Annotated in this window: 15 protein-coding genes; 10 read left to right on the top strand and 5 right to left on the bottom strand. The window is 69.3% G+C overall.

Features of this window, described 5'->3' with window-relative positions; translation table 11 throughout:
* The first annotated feature begins 59 nt into the window (after positions 1-59).
* The 5 genes from MRBLMI13_RS11330 to MRBLMI13_RS11310 all read left to right on the top strand — a co-directional run bounded on the left by MRBLMI13_RS11330 (position 60) and on the right by MRBLMI13_RS11310 (position 5,973).
* Positions 60-452 (top strand): L-rhamnose mutarotase, encoded by a 393-nt coding sequence (locus MRBLMI13_RS11330; RefSeq protein ID WP_367822575.1) that lies wholly within the window; start codon positions 60-62, stop codon positions 450-452.
* Positions 449-1,615: an L-rhamnose isomerase gene (rhaI, locus tag MRBLMI13_RS11325; protein ID WP_042537037.1), complete on the top strand. Its 1,167-nt coding sequence runs from the start codon at positions 449-451 to the stop codon at positions 1,613-1,615. The genes MRBLMI13_RS11330 and rhaI overlap by 4 nt, the downstream gene beginning before the upstream one ends.
* 76 nt (positions 1,616-1,691) lie before the next feature.
* A complete protein-coding gene (locus MRBLMI13_RS11320; protein WP_367822572.1) occupies positions 1,692-2,546 on the top strand; it encodes an alpha/beta hydrolase in 855 nt (284 codons plus the stop codon).
* On the top strand, positions 2,543-4,579 hold the full coding sequence (locus MRBLMI13_RS11315) for a bifunctional aldolase/short-chain dehydrogenase (RefSeq protein WP_367822570.1): 2,037 nt from the start codon (positions 2,543-2,545) through the stop codon (positions 4,577-4,579). The genes MRBLMI13_RS11320 and MRBLMI13_RS11315 overlap by 4 nt, the downstream gene beginning before the upstream one ends.
* Entirely contained in the window at positions 4,576-5,973 is a 1,398-nt protein-coding gene (locus MRBLMI13_RS11310) for a rhamnulokinase (RefSeq protein WP_367822568.1), read from the top strand. The genes MRBLMI13_RS11315 and MRBLMI13_RS11310 overlap by 4 nt, the downstream gene beginning before the upstream one ends.
* Positions 5,974-6,190: 217 nt before the next feature.
* On the opposite strand, the gene rhaS is transcribed toward MRBLMI13_RS11310, so the two are convergent.
* Genes rhaS through MRBLMI13_RS11290 form a run of 4 tightly spaced genes read right to left on the bottom strand, consistent with a single transcriptional unit; the run spans position 6,191 to position 10,902 of the window.
* Positions 6,191-7,240, bottom strand: coding sequence for a rhamnose ABC transporter substrate-binding protein (rhaS, locus tag MRBLMI13_RS11305; protein ID WP_042537028.1), 1,050 nt, complete (start codon positions 7,238-7,240; stop codon positions 6,191-6,193).
* A gap of 55 nt (positions 7,241-7,295) precedes the next feature.
* Entirely contained in the window at positions 7,296-8,348 is a 1,053-nt protein-coding gene (locus tag MRBLMI13_RS11300) for an ABC transporter permease (RefSeq protein WP_367822565.1), read from the bottom strand.
* Positions 8,345-9,376, bottom strand: coding sequence for an ABC transporter permease (locus MRBLMI13_RS11295; protein WP_042537024.1), 1,032 nt, complete (start codon positions 9,374-9,376; stop codon positions 8,345-8,347). The genes MRBLMI13_RS11300 and MRBLMI13_RS11295 overlap by 4 nt, the downstream gene beginning before the upstream one ends.
* Entirely contained in the window at positions 9,373-10,902 is a 1,530-nt protein-coding gene (locus MRBLMI13_RS11290) for a sugar ABC transporter ATP-binding protein (RefSeq protein ID WP_367822563.1), read from the bottom strand. The genes MRBLMI13_RS11295 and MRBLMI13_RS11290 overlap by 4 nt, the downstream gene beginning before the upstream one ends.
* Before the next feature lie 150 nt (positions 10,903-11,052).
* On the opposite strand from MRBLMI13_RS11290, the gene MRBLMI13_RS11285 reads away from it, so the two are divergent.
* The gene (locus MRBLMI13_RS11285) at positions 11,053-12,060 is read left to right on the top strand and encodes a LacI family DNA-binding transcriptional regulator (protein ID WP_367822561.1); all 1,008 of its coding nucleotides are present in this window, start codon (positions 11,053-11,055) and stop codon (positions 12,058-12,060) included.
* A gap of 124 nt (positions 12,061-12,184) precedes the next feature.
* Here the strand turns inward: MRBLMI13_RS11285 and MRBLMI13_RS11280 are convergent, their stop codons facing one another.
* Positions 12,185-13,231 (bottom strand): M24 family metallopeptidase, encoded by a 1,047-nt coding sequence (locus MRBLMI13_RS11280; RefSeq protein ID WP_367822558.1) that lies wholly within the window; start codon positions 13,229-13,231, stop codon positions 12,185-12,187.
* A gap of 73 nt (positions 13,232-13,304) precedes the next feature.
* On the opposite strand from MRBLMI13_RS11280, the gene MRBLMI13_RS11275 reads away from it, so the two are divergent.
* The 4 genes from MRBLMI13_RS11275 to MRBLMI13_RS11260 all read left to right on the top strand — a co-directional run bounded on the left by MRBLMI13_RS11275 (position 13,305) and on the right by MRBLMI13_RS11260 (position 17,734).
* Positions 13,305-14,309 (top strand): LacI family DNA-binding transcriptional regulator, encoded by a 1,005-nt coding sequence (locus MRBLMI13_RS11275; RefSeq protein WP_367822556.1) that lies wholly within the window; start codon positions 13,305-13,307, stop codon positions 14,307-14,309.
* Positions 14,310-14,394: 85 nt separating this feature from the next.
* Positions 14,395-15,723, top strand: coding sequence for a Gfo/Idh/MocA family protein (locus tag MRBLMI13_RS11270; protein ID WP_367822554.1), 1,329 nt, complete (start codon positions 14,395-14,397; stop codon positions 15,721-15,723).
* On the top strand, positions 15,720-16,628 hold the full coding sequence (locus MRBLMI13_RS11265) for an NAD-dependent epimerase/dehydratase family protein (protein ID WP_367822552.1): 909 nt from the start codon (positions 15,720-15,722) through the stop codon (positions 16,626-16,628). Before MRBLMI13_RS11270 ends, MRBLMI13_RS11265 begins: the two co-directional genes overlap by 4 nt.
* Positions 16,625-17,734 carry a mandelate racemase/muconate lactonizing enzyme family protein gene (locus MRBLMI13_RS11260; RefSeq protein ID WP_367822550.1) on the top strand — a complete coding sequence of 370 codons (1,110 nt, stop codon included), beginning with the start codon at positions 16,625-16,627 and terminating at the stop codon, positions 17,732-17,734. Before MRBLMI13_RS11265 ends, MRBLMI13_RS11260 begins: the two co-directional genes overlap by 4 nt.
* Positions 17,735-17,766: the final 32 nt, after the last annotated feature.

The raw sequence follows: 17,766 nt of genomic DNA, 5'->3' as shown, positions 1-17,766 counted from the left end.
TGTCTAGTGTTGAGACATTGAATGAAACGATTCAAAACCTCGATGAAGAGAGACCACCCATGACCCGCGTCGCGTTCCAGTTGCAGGTGCGTCCTGAACTGCTCGACGAATACCTCGCCCGTCACTCCCCCGTCTGGCCGGAGATGCTGGAGGAGATCGCGGCCGCAGGCCGGCGCAACTACTCGCTGTTCCTGGCGGAGGGCGGCACGCTCGTCGGCTACTACGAGACCGACGACGATGCCGCAGCGCAGGCCTACCTCGCCGCATCCTCCGTCGCCGCGCGCTGGGAGGCCGAGATGGGGCGCTTCTTCGTCGATCTCGAGGGCCGCCCCGACCAGGCAGCCACCGCGCTCACCGAGGTGTTCCACCTCGAAGACCAGCTCGCCCACGCCGGCGGCTCCCCCGAACCCGACACCGACAACCGCAACGACACCGAAGGCAGCGCCTCATGAGCATCCTCTCGTCCGACAACCTCGCCGCTCTCGAGCAGCAGGGCATCGAACTCCCCAGCTGGGCGTTCGGCAACTCCGGCACCCGGTTCAAGGTGTTCGGCACGCCCGGCACGCCGCGCGACCCGTGGGAGAAGATCGCGGATGCCGCGCAGGTCAACAAGTACACCGCGCTCGCCCCCTCGGTGGCCCTGCACATCCCGTGGGACCTCGTCGACTCGTTCTCCGACCTCCGCAAGCACGCCGAAGACCTCGGCGTCACCCTCGGCACGGTCAACTCGAACACGTTCCAGGACGACGACTACAAGTTCGGAGCCCTGACCCATGAGGACCCCACGATCCGTCAGAAGGCGATCGACCACCACCTCGCCTGCATCGATGTGATGGATGCCACGGGCAGCCGCGACCTGAAGATCTGGCTCGCCGAGGGCTCGAACTACCCGGGCCAGGCCGACCTCCGCGGCCGTCAGGACCGCCTGCAGGAGTCGCTCCAGCAGATCTACGCGCGCCTCGGCGACGACCAGCGCCTCGTGCTCGAGTACAAGTTCTTCGAGCCGGCTTTCTACCACACCGATGTTCCCGACTGGGGCACGTCGTACGCCCAGGTCTCGTCGCTCGGCGACAAGGCCATGGTGTGCCTCGACACCGGCCACCACGCCCCCGGCACGAACATCGAGTTCATCGTCATGCAGCTGCTGCGCCTGGGCAAGCTCGGCTCGTTCGACTTCAACTCGCGCTTCTACGCCGACGACGACCTGATCGTGGGCGCAGCCGACCCGTTCCAGCTGTTCCGCATCCTGTTCGAGGTCGTCCGCGGCGGCGGCCTGAACAACCCCGACGTGGCGTTCATGCTCGATCAGTGCCACAACGTCGAAGACAAGATCCCCGGTCAGATCCGCTCGGTGCTCAACGTGCAGGAGATGACGGCCCGCGCGCTGATCGTCGACCGCGATGCGCTGACCGCCGCGCAGAAGTCGGGCGACGTGCTGGCCGCGAACGCCGTGTTCATGGACGCGTTCTACACCGATGTGCGCCCGGCCCTGGCCGAGTGGCGCGAGTCGCGCGGACTCGCCGCCGACCCGATGAAGGCCTACGCCGAGTCGGGCTACCAGCAGAAGATCGCTGCCGACCGCGTCGGCGGCGTGCAGGCCGGCTGGGGCGCCTGAGCGCGCATCCTGACTCGTCGGGGTGCGGGAGCCGATCCCCGCGCCCCGACGTCCCATCGACAGAACGGATGACGCTGTGAGAGACCAGGTGCTCGACGGTCCGCATGGACCGTTGCGCGTGCGCGTGTACGAGCCGGAGAACCGCGCGGGGCCCGGGCTGGTCTGGGTGCACGGCGGTGGATTCGCCGCGGGCGAGATCGACATGCCCGAAGCCGACTGGGTCGCGCGGAGCTTCGCCGATCGCGGCATCGTCGTGGTCTCGGTGGACTACGCCCTCGCTCCGTTCCCTCGTGTCTGGGCCGCTGCGGCGGACGCACCCGAACGCGAAGGCGTGCACTACCCCGTCGCCTCCGACGAAGTGGAGCACGCGTTCCGCTGGGCAGTCGCCTCCGATCTCGCGGAAGGCCCGTGGTCGATCGGCGGTGCGAGTGCCGGCGGCAACCTCGCGACCGGTGCGGCACTCCGTCTCAGCCATGGCGCAGGCCCTTTCGCGGCACTCGCAGTGCTCGCCTACCCGACGCTGCATGCCGTGCAGGGCGCACCGGATGCTGCACTTCGCGCCGCACTCGATGCCGACCCCGAGGCCGACACCTTCGGCCCCGAGGCCGTTCGTGGAATGTATGAGAACTATCTCGGAGGCCCGGTCTCGGCTGCCGAGGTCTACGCCGTTCCGGGCACGGCATCCCCCGCTCAGCTCTCGCACTTCCCCGCCACGATCATGATCAACGGCGAGGTCGACGAGCTCCGCGTCTCGGGCGAGGCGTTCGGCGCCTTGCTGCGCGACGCCGGCATCGCCCTCGACATCTCCACCGAGCCCGGCACCCGCCACGGCCACCTCAACCAGCCAGAACTCGCGGCGGCGACCGCATCGATCGATCGCTTCGCCGCCCGCATCCTCGCCACGTCTCCCGAGCACAAGGAACAGTCATGACCAATCCCACCGCCGCCGCCCTCATCGAGCGGTCGAACCGCCTGGGCGCCGATCCCAAGAACACCAACTACGCGGGCGGCAACACGTCGGCCAAGGGCACCGAGACCGACCCGGTCACGGGCCAGCCGGTCGAGCTGATGTGGGTCAAGGGATCGGGCGGAGACCTGGGGACCCTCACGGAGCAGGGCCTGGCTGTGCTGCGCCTCGACCGCATGCGCGCGCTCGTCGACGTGTATCCCGGCCTCGACCGAGAAGACGAGATGGTCGCCGCGTTCGACTACTGCCTGCACGGCAAGGGCGGCGCCGCCCCGTCGATCGACACCGCGATGCACGGCCTCGTCGATGCCGCACACGTCGACCACCTGCACCCCGACTCGGGCATCGCGATCGCCACCGCCGCCGACGGCGAAGAGCTGACCGCGAAGATCTTCGGCGACAAGGTCGTGTGGGTGCCGTGGCGTCGCCCGGGCTTCCAGCTCGGACTCGACATCGCCGCGATCAAGGCGAAGAACCCGCAGGCGATCGGCACCATTCTGGGCGGACACGGCATCACGGCCTGGGGTGACACGTCGGAGGAGGCCGAGGCCAACTCGCTGTGGATCATCGACACCGCCGCCGCCTACATCGAGGCCAACGGCAAGGCCGACCCGTTCGGCGGTGTCCGCGCCGGCTTCGAGGCCCTCCCCGAAGCCGAGCGCCGTGAGCGCGCCGCCGCCCTCGCCGGCACCGTCCGCGGCATCGCGTCGACCGACAAGCCGATGGTCGGCCACTTCACCGACTCCGACGTCGTGCTCGACTTCCTCGCCTCCGACCGGGCCCCCGAGCTCGCCGCTCTCGGCACCAGCTGCCCCGACCACTTCCTGCGCACCAAGGTCAAGCCGCTGATCCTCGACCTGCCCGTCACGGCATCCCTCGACGAGCAGATCGCCCGCCTGCACGAGCTGCACACCGAGTACCGCGCCGACTACCAGGCCTACTACGACGCGCACGCGACGGCCGAGTCTCCGGCGATCCGCGGCGCCGACCCGCTCATCGTGCTCGTTCCCGGCATCGGCATGTTCTCGTACGGGGCGAACAAGCAGACAGCCCGCGTCGCCGGCGAGTTCTACGTCAACGCGATCAACGTCATGCGCGGGGCCGAGGCGCTGTCGACCTACTCCCCCATCTCCGACGCCGAGAAGTTCGACATCGAGTACTGGGCGCTCGAAGAGGCGAAGCTGCAGCGCATGCCGAAGCCGAAGTCGCACCAGGGCCGCATCGCGTTCGTCACCGGGGCTGCCAGCGGCATCGGCAAGGCCATCGCCACCCGCCTCGCGGCCGAGGGCGCCTGCGTCGTCATCGCCGACCTCGACCTCGAGAAGGCCCAGGCCGCCGCGGCCGAGCTCGGCAACACCGACGTCGCGATCGGCGTCGCGGCGAACGTCGCCGACGCCGACGCGATCCAGGCCGCGCTGAACGACGCCGTGCTCGCGTTCGGCGGCGTCGACCTCGTCGTCAACAACGCCGGACTCTCGCTCTCGAAGCCGCTGCTCGAGACCACTGAGAAGGACTGGGACCTGCAGCACGATGTCATGGCCAAGGGCTCGTTCCTCGTGTCGAAGGCGGCAGCCCGCGTGCTGATCGACCAGAAGCTCGGCGGAGACATCATCTACATCTCGTCGAAGAACTCCGTCTTCGCCGGCCCGAACAACATCGCGTACTCGGCGACCAAGGCCGACCAGGCCCACCAGGTGCGACTGCTGGCCGTCGAGCTCGGCGAGTTCGGCATCCGCGTCAACGGCATCAACCCCGACGGCGTCGTGCGCGGCTCTGGCATCTTCGCCTCGGGCTGGGGCGCGAACCGCGCCGCGACCTACGGCGTCGCCGAGGAGGACCTCGGTCAGTTCTACGCCAACCGCACGATCCTCAAGCGCGAGGTCGTTCCCGAGAACGTCGCGGATGCCGTCTATGTGCTGACGGGCCCCGAGCTCAGCCGCACGACCGGTCTGCACATCCCGGTCGACTCCGGCGTCGCCGCGGCGTTCCTGCGATGACTGTCCGCGCCGTCGCCGCCGTCGACCTCGGGGCGACCAGCGGTCGCGTCATGATCGGGCGGATCGGCGACGGCCGGCTCGACCTCGAGCTCGTCTCACGGTTCCCGAACGGGCCCGTCGAGCGCGAAGACGGACTGCACTGGGACTTCGGCGCACTCTATGAGCACGTCATCGAGGGCCTCGCCGAGGCCGTGCGTCGCGAGCCGGGCATCGAGAGCATCGGCATCGATTCGTGGGCCGTCGACTACGGCCTCGTGAAGGACGGCGAGCTTCTCGCTGAGCCGTTCCACTATCGCGACGACCGCACCGTGCGCGGCGTCGCGGAGGTGCACGCCGAGGCGCCTTTCGCCGAGCTGTATCAGCGCAACGGGCTGCAGTTCCTGCCGTTCAACACGCTCTATCAGTACCGCGTCGACGCGCGTCTCACCGACGCCGACACGGCGCTGCTGATCCCCGACCTCATCGCCCTCCTGCTCACCGGAACGTCCGTCGCCGAACGCACGAATGCCTCGACCACCGGACTGCTCGGCGTCGAATCGGGCGAGTGGGACAGCGAGCTGGCCGAGCGCCTCGGCATCCCGTCGAGCATCCTGCCGACGCTCGTCGATCCGGGCGAGACGATCGGCACCCTGCGACCCGAGCTCGCTGAACGAGTCGGCAAGGAGCTGCCCGTGATCGCGGTCGGCTCGCACGACACGGCATCCGCCGTCGTCGCCGCTCCGCTGTCGACCCCGCACTCCGCGTACATCTCGTGCGGCACCTGGGGCTTGGTCGGCGTCGAGCTGACCGAACCGGTGCTGACGGATGCTGCGCGCGAGGCCAACTTCACCCACGAGCTCGGCGTCGACGGCCGCTACCGGTTCCTGCACAACGTCACCGGGCTCTGGCTGCTCAGCGAGACCGTGCGCGCGTGGGAGACGGAAGACGGAACGTCGATCGACCTGTCCGAGCTGCTGACTGCGGCATCCGCGGTCACGGGCGACGTGCCGATCTTCGACGCCGACGACTCATCGCTCAGCGCACCGGGAGACATGCCCGCGCGCATCACGGCGCTGCTCGGGTCGGAAGCGCCGTCATCGAGGCCCGCGTTCGCACGGTCGATCGTCGAGTCGATCGCCACGGCCTTCGCGGATGCCGTGCAGACGGCATCCGATCTGTCACGGCGCGAGCTCGACAGCGTCCACCTGGTCGGAGGCGGCTCGCTGAACCGCCTGCTGTGCCAGGCGACGGCCGATCGCACCGGTCTTCCCGTGCTCGCAGGCCCCGTCGAGGCGACCGCTCTCGGCAACGTGCTCGTGCAGGCGCGCGCTCTGGGCGCCGCTCCCGACTCCCTCGAGGAGCTGCGAGCACTCGTCGCCGCGACCCACGAGCCCGAGCGCTTCGACCCGCGCTGACCCGCTCGCACCTCTCGGGCGGCTGACGCCACTGTGCGCAGTCGGCTGCCCGGATCACGGATGGATGCCGAGAACACCCTTTCTCGGCATCCATCCGTGCTTTCGGCATGCACGTGTGTCGCGCGGGGCACTCGCAGGACGGGCGGAGAGCTGCGCCCTGCCCCCGGACACACGAAAGGGCGCCGGGCCGAAGCCCGACGCCCCCGACGAACCCGACTCAGAAGTCGAACTCGCCGATGTTCTCTGCGTTGAACTCGAACGGGTCGCCGAGCAGCACGACGCCGTCAGCGCCGACCGTGTACTCGCCGAGCTCGCCGGCTTCGAAGGTGTCGCCCTCTTCGCCGGTGATCTCGCCCTCGATCAGCGCCTTGGACGCGAAGGCCGCCAGGTAGCCGAGGTCGGCCGGGTTCCACAGCGCGAACGCGGTGACGGTGCCGTCTTCGACGTACTCGCGCATCTGGTTCGGGGTGCCGAGACCGGTGATCGCGACCTTGCCCTTGTAGTCCGAGGTCGAGACGTAGCGCGCAGCAGCCGCGATGCCGACCGTGGTGGGCGAGATGATGCCCTTCAGGTTCGGGTGGCTCTGCAGCAGGGCCGCAGTCTTGTCGAACGACGTCTGGTCGTCGTCGTCGCCGTAGACGGTCTCGACGATGGTGATGTCGGGGTACTCGCTGGCGACGTACTCCTCCATGAGTTCGATCCACGCGTTCTGGTTGGTCGCGTTGGCGGATGCCGACAGGATCGCGACCTCGCCCGCTCCACCGATCTGGTCGGCGATCAGATCGACCTGCACCTTGGCGATGCCCTCGGAGTCGGCCTGGTTGATGAACAGGTCACGGCACTCGGGGTTCGTGTCGGAGTCGAAGGTGACGACCTTGACGCCGGCGTCGCGAGCCTCGTTCAGCGCATCGCAGATCGCCTTGGGGTCGTTGGCCGAGACGACCAGCGCACCGACGGCCTGCTGCGTCGCGGTGTTGATGTAGCTGACCTGCGCGTCGGGCGTGGCCTCGGCCGGGCCGACCTCGGCGAACGTGCCGCCGAACTCGTCGACGGCCGTCTTGCCGCCCTCGCTCGAGGTGTCGAAGTAGGGGTTTCCGAGGTTCTTGGGCAGGAACGTGATCGACAGGTTGTCGGACCCGCCGCCTTCGCCCTCGCCCGAACCCGAGCCGCCGGTGCCGCCGCTGGTGTCGGCGCAGCCGCTCAGCACGAGCGCTGCGGCCACGGCGACCGCCGCGAACCCCGCGATCTTCTTGCGTGCAAACGTCATTGTTCTTCCTTTCGTGATGATCACCGCTGGCGGGTGCCGACGATGAGAGGCTGCCTCATGGTGCGGGAGAGGCCGCTACGCGGAGGGGCGGGCCGGCCTTCGACCTGACGCGCTGCGCCCAGGCGAGGACGCTGGCTGCGACGACCGAGAAGATCAGCAGACCGCCGGTGATGATGTTGATGACGTCGGAGGTGACGCCGGCGAGGCGCAGGCTGCTGCCGAGCACCCCGATCAGGAGCACCGCGGCGACGACGCCGTGCAGGTGACCCCGCCCGCCGAAGACCGAGACTCCGCCGAGCACGACGGCCGCGATCACCTGCAGTTCGAGGCCGGTGGCGTTGTCTCCGCGGGCGCTGCCGAACCGCAGCGTGTAGAAGATGCCGGCGAACGCGGCGACGACACCCGAGAGCACGAACAGGATGAACTTCGTGCGTTCGACATCGACGCCCGAGAAGCGCGCTGCGTCCTTCGAGAGTCCGATCGCGAAGATGCCCCGACCGAAGGGGGTGAGGTGCAGCAGCACGGCGAACAGCACCAGCAGGATCAGGAACGGGATGACGATGTACGGGATCGTCGTGCCGGCGATCTTCGCCTTCGCCAGCGCCGTCCATGTCTCCGGGAAGTCGGTGACCGCGGTGGTGCCGAGCAGGCCGACCGCGAGGCCGCGGAAGAGCGCGAGCGTGCCGATCGTGACGGCGAGCGAGGGCAGGCCGACGACCGTGACGAGGAAGCCGTTGAAGGCCCCTCCCACGACTCCGACCAACAGCGCCGCCAGGGCTGCGACCTCGAACGGCGCACCCGACTCGGTGAGCACACCGGTCACGACGCTGGCGAGTCCGACCATGGAGCCGACCGACAGGTCGATCTCGCCGGTGATCATCACGAGCGTCATCGGCAGCGCGATCAGCAGAATGGGCGCGACATCGAGCAGGAGGTAGTTCGCCGTGATCGGCTGCGCGAAGCCGCGGATCGTGACGGCCGCGACGATCGCCACCAGCACGAGCAGCGCGAGGATCGCGAACTCGCGGTTGACGAAGATGCGACGCCACAGGGGCCGGTCGTAGTCGCGGATGACGCGCGTCGACGTGGTCGTCGTTGCCGTGGTCATGATTCGTCCCTCGCTTCGATGAGCTGGCGTCTCTGTCTGACCGCGAGCACCCGGTCGAGCACGATGGCCCCGATGATGAGCACACCGACCACGGCGCGCTGCCAGAAGTCGGGGATGCCGAGAATCGGCAGTGCGCGGTTGATGGTCATCAGGAGCATGGCGCCGATGGCCGCACCCCAGACCGTGCCGACACCGCCGGTGATCGCGATGCCGCCGATCACGGCCGCGCCGACCGCATCCAACTCCCAGCCGCTGCCGGCCTGTGAGCTGATCGATCCGTAGCGCGCGGCGTAGAAGACGCCGGCCAGCCCGGCGAGCGCGCCGGAGAGGACGAACGCGGAGAGCACCCGGCGGGTGACCTTGAGGCCGTAGAGCTCGGCGGCCGAGGGGTCGGATCCGATCGCGTAGTACTCGCGGCCGCCCCTGGTGTTGCGCAGATACCAGGCGGCCAGTGCGAGCACGATCACCGCGACGATCGACAGCACCGGGATGAAGAGGATCTGCTGGGTGCCGAGCGCGAGGAAGTCCTTCGGCATGTCGGAGGCGTTGATGCGGTCGCTGCCGGTCCACAGCACGTTGATGCCGCGGTAGGCATAGAGCGTGCCGAGCGTGATCACCATCGCCGGCACCTTGGCGAATGCGACCAGGGCGCCGTTCACGAGACCGAGGAAGGCTCCGAGCAGCACGGCTGCGATCACGACGACGACGATCGGGATGCCGGGCACGTCGACGAAGAGGCGTCCGGTGAGATATGCCGTCAGGCCCATGACCGAGCCGACCGAGAGGTCGACGTTGCGGGTGATGATCACGATGGCCTGGCCGACCGCGACGAGCATGAGGATCGACGGCGTCAGCAGCAGATCGCGCCAGCCGTCGGCGCTGAACAGGAAGTTGGGGTTCTTCACCGTGGCGGCGATCACGACGAGCACGAGGGCGGCGAGGATACCGAACTCCCGTGCACGGCCGATGCCGCCCGGCTTCTTGGCGATCGCCGGAGCGGCGGCCGCCGGCGCGGTGGTGAGGCTCATGACTGCAGCTCCGATGAGTGGGTGGCGGCGAACATGACGTTCTCGCTGGTGGCGTCGTCGCGGGAGATCTCGGCGGTGATGCGCCCTTCGCGCATCACGAGCACGCGGTCTGCCATGCCGAGGACTTCGGGGAGTTCCGACGAGATCATCAGGATCCCGAGGCCCTCGCCCGCGAGCTGCGAGAGCAGGCGGTGCACCTCGGACTTCGTGCCGACATCGATGCCTCGTGTCGGCTCGTCGATGATCAGCACCCGCGGGTCGGTTGCCAGCCACTTGGCCAGCACGACCTTCTGCTGGTTTCCGCCCGAGAGGGTGGCTGCGACGGTGTCGAGCGCGTGCGTCTTGACCTCGAGGCGCGATGCCCACTCCTTCGCCGCACGGTTCTCGATGCCGCTGGTGATCAGACCCCACTTCGACAGGCGCCGACGGATCGCGAGAGTGATGTTGCCGCCGACACCCGCATCGATGACGAGCCCCTGCTTGCGGCGGTCCTCGGGGACGAGCGCGAGGCCGCTGCGCATCGCCGCGGTGGGGTTGCGGCGTGCGACGCCTGCGCCGAGCATCCGCACCTCTCCGTCGCTGTACGGATCGACGCCGAAGACGGCACGGGCGACTTCGGAGCGCCCTGCCCCGACGAGGCCGGCCAGGGCGACGATCTCGCCCGCGCGAACGGTGAAGGAGATTTCGTGGAAGACACCGGGGCGGGTGAGGCCGGTGACCTCGAGCAGCGGTTCGCCGATCGCGGCCTCCTGCTTGGGGAAGAGCTCGGTGACGTCGCGACCGACCATCTGCCTGACCAGGTCGTCGACCGTGGTCTCGGCGATCGGGGTCGTGTCGATGTAGGCGCCGTCGCGCATCACGGTCACCGTGTCGCACAGGTCGAACACCTCGTCGAAGCGGTGCGAGATGAAGAGGATCGCTCGGCCCTCGTCGCGGAGGCTCCGCGCGACGGCGAACAGACGGTCGACCTCGACGCCGCTGAGCGCCGCGGTCGGCTCGTCCATGATCAGCACGCTCGCGTCGAGCGAGATGGCCTTGGCGATCTCGATGATCTGCTGGTCGGCGATCGAGAGACCCTCGGTGATGCGGTCGGGGTCGAGCGTCACTCCCAGGCGACGGAAGATCTGGTCGACCTCGGTGCGCATGGCTTTGCGGTCGATGCGTCCGAGGAGTCCGGTGGGCTGACGCCCCATGAAGATGTTCTCGGTCACCGAGAGATCGGGGAACAGGGTCGGCTCCTGGTAGATGACCGCGATGCCTGCGGCCTTCGACTGGGCCGTGCTGGTGAAGTCGACGTCTTCGCCGTGCAGGCGGAAGTCCCCCGAGTCACGGCGGTAGAGACCGGCCATGATCTTCACGAGCGTGGACTTGCCCGCTCCGTTCTCGCCGATGAGGGCGTGGATGGAACCGGGGCGGAGCGTCAGGCTGCCGGAGCGGAGCGCGACGACGGGGCCGAAGGACTTCACGACCCGATGCAGCTCGAGCGCGGTGGGGGGAGCGCTGCGGGCGGAGGCTGCGTCTACCACTGGCTTTCCTCTCCGTTGAGGGGGATGATGATCGGAATGAACTTTACCTGAATCGATTCAAGCTCGTTTCAGGCTAGTGTATGTGATGCCGGTCTCAGGTCAACCCCCGATGCCGAAGCGTGATCCGCCCGACGACGAGAGGACAGCCGAATGCCGATCAGCATCCGCGATGTCGCCGTCCGTGCGGGCGTCTCCGTCGGCACGGTCTCGAATGTGCTGAATCGGCCGGACGAGGTCTCCAGCGACTCGGTCGAACGCGTCACGCAGGCGATCGAAGAACTCGGCTATGTGCGCAATGACGCGGCTCGCAAGCTGCGAGCCGGTGTCAGCACGACCGTGGGATTCGTGGTGCTCGACGGGCAGAACCCCTTCTACAACGACGTCGTGCGCGGGGCGGAGGACGAGGCATCGAGCCACGGCATCGCGATCCTCTACGGCAACACCGACGACGACCCCTCGCGGGAGAAGGTCTACCTCGATCTGTTCCGCGAGCAGCAGGTGCGCGGTCTGCTCATCGCCCCCTACGGCGACGTCATGACGCAGCTGCGCAGGTTCCGCGCGAGCGGCATCGCGACGGTGCTCGTCGACCGGTTCAGCGCCGACAGCGGGTTCTCGTCGGTCTCGGTCGACAGCGTCGCGGGCGGACGACTCGCGGTCGAGCATCTGATCGAGGGAGGTCGGCGGCACATCGCCTTCGTCGGCGGCCCCTTCGACATGCGCCAGGTCACCGACCGTCTCGCCGGCGCTCGTGCCGCGGCCGAGAACGCGGCCGTGCACGTCGAGCTCGAGGTCGTGCCGACTGCGGCGATGACCGTCGAGGAGGGCGTCGCCGCGGGCGCGCGCCTGCTCACCCGCCCGCGCCGCGAGTGGCCGGATGCTCTCTTCGCCGCGAACGACCTGCTCGCCCTCGGCCTGCTGCAGTCGCTCGTGGCCGGCGGACGCCTGCTCGTGCCGCAGGAGATCGCTCTGATCGGCTTCGACGACAACCCGTTCGCCGCGGCCGCCGCAGTCCCGCTGTCATCGATCCGCCAGCCCAGCCGCATGATCGGGCGCACCGCGCTGCGGATCGTGCTCGAAGAGGCGGCCGACCCTGAGAGCATCCCCCGGCAGACCGTGTTCCCGCCCGAGCTGATCATGCGCAGCTCGACGAGCGGCTGACGGTCCGTCCGCGGCGCAGCGTTGCGGGACGGATGGCTGACCGATTCCCGGTTGGCGGCCGCCTGACACGCGGATGACCAGCCGTCCGTGGTCCGCGCAGCCATCCGTCCCGCAGGAGCCGCCCTCAGCGAGCCTCGTACGCCCTCGCGACCGGACGCCGCAGTCCCTCATATTCGACGGACGGCCAGCGGTCGTCGACCGTCAGCACATCCCAGCCCTCCGCCGTGCGCAGCATGGTGTCCTCGACCTTGAGCCCCGGTGCGGTCGGGTTCCACGCGAACGCCTGATTCTCGACGAGACGATCGACCGTGGATGCTGTAGCGCGGGGGTCGCGTCCGGCATAGCCGCTCGGCCCACCCTGGTGGTGCCGCTGCCACTCGTCGGCGTCGAAGCCGAAGCGGGCGTACGCCGCCGTGCCCGCGGCGAACGCCTCGTCGAGGCGAGCGCCCGGCACCGATGCGTCGAGGAAAGCACGCTCCACGCCGAGCAGCGGTTCCTCGTCGACAGGTGCTCCGATCCAGCGGGTGGCGTTGGCGATCAGCCCGTCGCGGCGACCGCACACCACGACCATGGCCCGATCTCCGAGCACGCCCGCGGTCGGAAGCGGATGCTGGAACGCACCTCGATCAGCGCCGGCGACGAGCACGACGAGCGGATCGATCCCCCGGGCGATGAACTCCGCGGCGACCATCGCCGCGACCGCGCGCTCGGTCTGATCCGACCCGACGCGGCCCAGCACATCGGTCAAGGTCTCGGCCGTCTCGCGCCCGAGGACTCGGTACCTCTCGGTCTCGGCGGGCAGCATCCGCGCTCGCGCTGCGCGGAGCTCTGCCGCCACCTGCGACTCCGGAACGCCCGACCGCTCGGCCGCCACGACCGACGGCGGGATCCACCACGGCACCCGCACCACGCGCTCGGCATCCTCCGGCAGCAGCTCTTCGGCTATCAGTCGATCCGCCTCGTTCGCGGCGACGAACAGCACATCCCCGTGCGTCTCCGCGCGCACCGCGAGCACCGGCGGACCCGCGAGCGACACATGCGTGCGCGCTCCCTCGAGATACCACGACACCGCCTCGTGCGACGTGAGCACGAGCGTCGCACCATCGACGTCGCGCCGCACTCGCGCGAGACGATCCTGCTTCTCGATGCGGTCTTCGGATGCTCCGGCCACGCGACCCTCCTCGTAGAACGTTTTCTCGTAGTATGACGACAGCCGTGACCGATCGCGGAATGGAGGGATGCTGATGGCACGCGAATCCTCTCGCCCCGGCATCACCGACGTCGCGAAGCTCGCCGGCGTCTCGCTGTCGACCGTGTCGCGGGCGATGAACGGAAACCCCACGGTCGACCCCGCTCTCGCGGAGCGCGTGCGGGCCGCCGCCGCCGAACTCGGCTACACCGCGAACCCGGTGGCTCGGAGTCTGGTGCTCGGCCGCACCCAGACGGTCGCGGTCGTCATCCCGGATCTCGAGAACCCGACCTTCCAGGCGATCCTCCGTGGGCTCAGCCGTGCAGCGACTGCCGATGGATACCACGTGCTCGTCGCCGATTCCCGCGAAGATCTCGACGAGGAGCACGCGCTCGCCAGGGCGACACGACTGCGCACAGACGGCGTGATCCTGTGCGCTCCTCGAATGCCCGAAGAGGAGCTCGCGGCGCTGCTGCCCGCGCTCTCCCCCGCCGTCGTGATCAACCGCGGACCGCAGGCCAGTGGTCCCGTCGTCGGCGCCGACTACGGCTCCGGCATGCGCGAGATCGTCGACCATCTGACGTCTCTCGGCCACCGCCGGCTGGTCTATCTCGCCGGAGCGACGCGCAGCGTGACGCACAAGGCGCGACAGGAGGCGATCGCCGCGGCGGTCTCCCGGCTCGACCGGCTCGAGGTCGAGGAGATCACCGCGGGGGTCGACTTCGACAGCGGCACGGCCGTCGCCGATCAGGTGCTCGCGAGCGGTGCGACCGCCGTGATCGCCTACAACGACCTCGTCGCGATGGGCCTCCTCTCGGCGCTGACCGTGCGCCGAGTCGAGGTACCGGGCCAGCTGTCGATCACCGGCTTCGACGACATCCCGTTCGCCGCCTACACGTCGCCACCGCTCACGACCGCGGCGGTGCCGGCTGTCGATCTGGGCGCAGCAGCCTGGGCCGCCATGCACGCCCAACTCACCGGCGGCGAACCCACTCCGGCGCTCACGCTGACGCCGACCCTGGTCGTGCGCGGAAGCACCTCCGCCCCGCGCGAGGACTGAGCCGCCTCCGCCCGAGTGCTCGGCTTCCGCCCTGTGCTATCGTCGAGAAAACGTTTCCTGAGTTCGAGATCAAAGAAGGATCACGATGACGAAGACCCGTTATGCCCTGGCCGGTGCCGGAGTCCGCGCGCAGATGTATGTCGATGCGATCACCGGAGCGCATCGGGACCGCGCCGAACTGGTCGCGATCGTCGAGCCCAACCCCGTGCGCGCCGCCTTCCATTCCGGACGCGCGGTCGACGCAGGCGCCTCCGCTCCCCGCCTCGCGACCCCCGACGAGCTCGAACAGGTGATCCGCGACGAACGCGTCGACCGGGTCATCATCTGCTCGCGCGACGATCTGCATGCCGAGCTGATCGTCCGCTCGCTCGAGGCCGGTGCCGATGTCGTGGTCGAGAAGCCGCTGACGATCGACGCGGCGAGCGCGGCCCGCATCGAAGAGGTCGTCGAACGCACCGGCCGACAGGTGGTGCTGACGTTCAACTACCGGTACTCTCCCCGCAACAGCGCGCTGCGCCGGATCATCCAGGACGGCACGATCGGGCAGGTCACCTCCGTCGACTTCCAGTGGATGCTCGACACCAACCACGGCGCCGACTACTTCCGCCGCTGGCACCGGGACAAGAAGAACTCGGGCGGTCTTCTCGTGCACAAGTCGAGCCATCACTTCGACCTCGTCAACTGGTGGATCCGCTCGCAGCCGACCCGTGTCTACGCGTCGGGCGGTCTGCGCTTCTACGGCGCCGAGGCCGCGGCCAGCCGCGGCCTCGGCGAGCGGCCGGCGCGAGGAACCCACGACGGGGGCGACCTCTTCGAACTCGACCTCCGCACCGACGAACGCCTGACCGCGCTCTACCTCGATGCCGAGCAGCACGACGGCTACGTGCGCGATCTCGACGTGTTCAGCGAGGGCATCACGATCGAGGACAACCTCGCGCTCGTCGTCGACTACGTCTCGGGCGCGACCATGTCGTACTCGCTGAACGCGCACTCGCCGTGGGAGGGCTATCGCGTCGCCGTCAACGGCACGCTCGGCCGTGTCGAGCTCGAGGTCGTCGAACGCGGAGCCGTGCTGGCCGGTGAGGGCCTGCATCCCCACATCGACCCGAGCCTCTCGGGCGGCGACGGCACCACCGCACTGCGCCCTGAAGGCGAGCGCATACTCGTGCAGCGGCACTGGGAAGCGGCCTACGAGGTACCTATCGACGGCGGCGACGGCGGACACGGCGGCGGCGACGCCCTGCTCCTGTCCGATGTCTTCGAAGGTCCGGGCGATGACCCGCTCGCGCGGCCGGCGGACTGGACAGACGGCATCCGCTCCATCGCCGTCGGCATCGCGGGCAACCGCTCGCTCGAGACCGGACTCCCCGTGAGGGTCGACGAGCTCGGGATCGCCCTGCTCGCACGCCGATGAGGATCGTCGTCACCGGCGGGTCCGGGCGACTCGGGCGCACGCTCGTGACAGGACTCGCGGATGCCGGACACGAGCTCATCTCCGTCGACAGAGAGCCGATCGCACACCTCGACCGCGCCGGGATCACTCAGTTCTCCCTCGATCTGACCGATGCGGATGCCACGGCGTCGGCGCTCGCGGGCACACGAGCTGACGCGGTGATCCACCTCGCGGCGATCGCGGTGCCCTTCAGCGCACCCGAAGACGTGATCCTGAGCACGAACGCCGCCCTCGCGCAGTCGGTGCTCGGCGGAGCCATGCGTGCAGGCATCCGCCGCGTGGTGGCAGCGTCGAGCCCGACGGTGATCGGCTACGGCGCACCCCGCGGCTGGACTCCCGAGCGCCTCCCCCTCGACGAGACATCGCCCACCGAACCGTGGAACGCCTACGCCCTGTCGAAGCTGCTGATCGAGCAGACGATCGACATGCTGCGGCGCCAGGCGGGCGACGACGTGCGGTTCGCATCCTTCCGCCCCTGCTACGTGATCGCCCCCGAGGAATGGGCCGGCGCTCCGACCCAGCAGGGGCACACCGTGCTCGAACGCCTCGATGACCCCGCCCTGTCGGCACCGGCGCTCTTCAACTACATCGATGCCCGCGACGTCGCAGCCTTCGCCGACGCCCTGCTCGACGCCCTCGACGACATCCCGAACGGCGAGCGGTTCTTCGTCGGCGCCGATGACGCGCTCGCCCGCCGCCCGCTGAGCGAGCTGCTGCCGCAGTTCCACCCCGGCACCGCGCGGGCGGCGGCCGAGATCACCGGCACCGCGCCCGCGTTCTCCTCCGCCAAAGCCGCTCGCCTGCTCGGCTGGCGCGCCGCGCGCACCTGGCGCACGGAGCTCGCCGCAGGACGCGCGCTGCCGTGACCACCATCCGGAGTCTGACGTCGCGCCTCCAGCGGGTGCCGCTGACGCGTCCGTGGGCTGCAGACGTGACGTCGGTCGGTATCATCGCGACCCACGTCGTGCGCTCAGACGGCGGCGAAGGATGGGGTTTCTCGTGGAGCCCCCAGATCGGCGCACCCGCAGTGCAGTCGCTGCTGCAGCACGACATCGCTCCCGCTTCCGTGGGTCGACCCGCTCTTCCCGGCGAGGCCTGGCAGAGCCTGTGGGAGCACCTGCACGAAGCGGGCGGCGGTGGCATCACGACGATCGCGCTGGCAGGGCTCGACCTCGCGCTGTGGGATGCCGAGGCACGCGCTGCCGCCACCTCGGTGTCGCGCCTGATCGGCCGCCGCCGTGAGCGCGTGCGCGCCTACGGATCGGGCGTGAACCTGCACTACCCGCTCGACGAGCTGCTCGCCCAGGTGCAGCGCTGGATCGATGCGGGATTCGATGCCGTGAAGATCAAGGTCGGAAAGCCCGATCTCTCGGAGGACATCGAGCGCGTCGCCGCGGTGCGCGCGCTGCTCGGACCCGATCGCGCGCTGATGATCGACGCGAACCAACGCTGGGATCTCGACCGCGCGACGACGTCGATCGACGCACTGTCGCGCTTCGATCTCGCCTGGATCGAGGAGCCGCTGCGGGCCGACGACCTTGACGGCCACACCGAGCTCGCCCGTCGCATCGACGTGCCCATCGCCGTCGGCGAGAACCTGCACACGGTGCACCGCTTCGCAGACTTCCTCCGGGCAGGCGCCGCGCAGATCGTGCAGCCCAACATCGTGCGCGTCGGCGGCATCACCCCGTTGCTCCGCATCGCCGGGCTCGCCGCCTCGCATGGCGTCGCCCTGCATCCTCACCTGCTGCCAGAGCTCTCGGGCCAGCTCGCCCTGACGCTGCCCGACACCGCGTTCGAACCACTGGTCGAGGATGTGGAGGATGCCGGATTCGGTGCGCTCGGCGCTCTGGTCGATCCCTCGCCCGTGACCGTCGCCGACGGCTTCCTCACGGAGAACGAGCATCACGGCCTCGGCATCCGCTTCTCCCCCGTTCTCGGAGACGAGGGTGGACGCGACCTGACGACCTGACGCACAGCCCCGCACACGACAGCGCCCTCCCC

Origin of the sequence: Microbacterium sp. LMI13-1-1.1 (genome assembly GCF_040815625.1) — a bacterium.
Classification (GTDB): Bacteria; Actinomycetota; Actinomycetes; order Actinomycetales; family Microbacteriaceae; genus Microbacterium; species Microbacterium forte.
This window is presented reverse-complemented; position numbering and strand designations above follow the sequence as displayed.

Coding starts and splice junctions, on each gene's coding strand:
- MRBLMI13_RS11330 (WP_367822575.1), top strand. CDS start 60: ATGACCCGCGTCGCGTTCCAGTTGCAGGTGCGTCCTGAACTGCTCGAC.
- rhaI (WP_042537037.1), top strand. CDS start 449: ATGAGCATCCTCTCGTCCGACAACCTCGCCGCTCTCGAGCAGCAGGGC.
- MRBLMI13_RS11315 (WP_367822570.1), top strand. CDS start 2,543: ATGACCAATCCCACCGCCGCCGCCCTCATCGAGCGGTCGAACCGCCTG.
- MRBLMI13_RS11310 (WP_367822568.1), top strand. CDS start 4,576: ATGACTGTCCGCGCCGTCGCCGCCGTCGACCTCGGGGCGACCAGCGGT.
- rhaS (WP_042537028.1), bottom strand. CDS start 7,240: ATGACGTTTGCACGCAAGAAGATCGCGGGGTTCGCGGCGGTCGCCGTG.
- MRBLMI13_RS11300 (WP_367822565.1), bottom strand. CDS start 8,348: ATGACCACGGCAACGACGACCACGTCGACGCGCGTCATCCGCGACTAC.
- MRBLMI13_RS11295 (WP_042537024.1), bottom strand. CDS start 9,376: ATGAGCCTCACCACCGCGCCGGCGGCCGCCGCTCCGGCGATCGCCAAG.
- MRBLMI13_RS11285 (WP_367822561.1), top strand. CDS start 11,053: ATGCCGATCAGCATCCGCGATGTCGCCGTCCGTGCGGGCGTCTCCGTC.
- MRBLMI13_RS11275 (WP_367822556.1), top strand. CDS start 13,305: ATGGCACGCGAATCCTCTCGCCCCGGCATCACCGACGTCGCGAAGCTC.
- MRBLMI13_RS11270 (WP_367822554.1), top strand. CDS start 14,395: ATGACGAAGACCCGTTATGCCCTGGCCGGTGCCGGAGTCCGCGCGCAG.
- MRBLMI13_RS11265 (WP_367822552.1), top strand. CDS start 15,720: ATGAGGATCGTCGTCACCGGCGGGTCCGGGCGACTCGGGCGCACGCTC.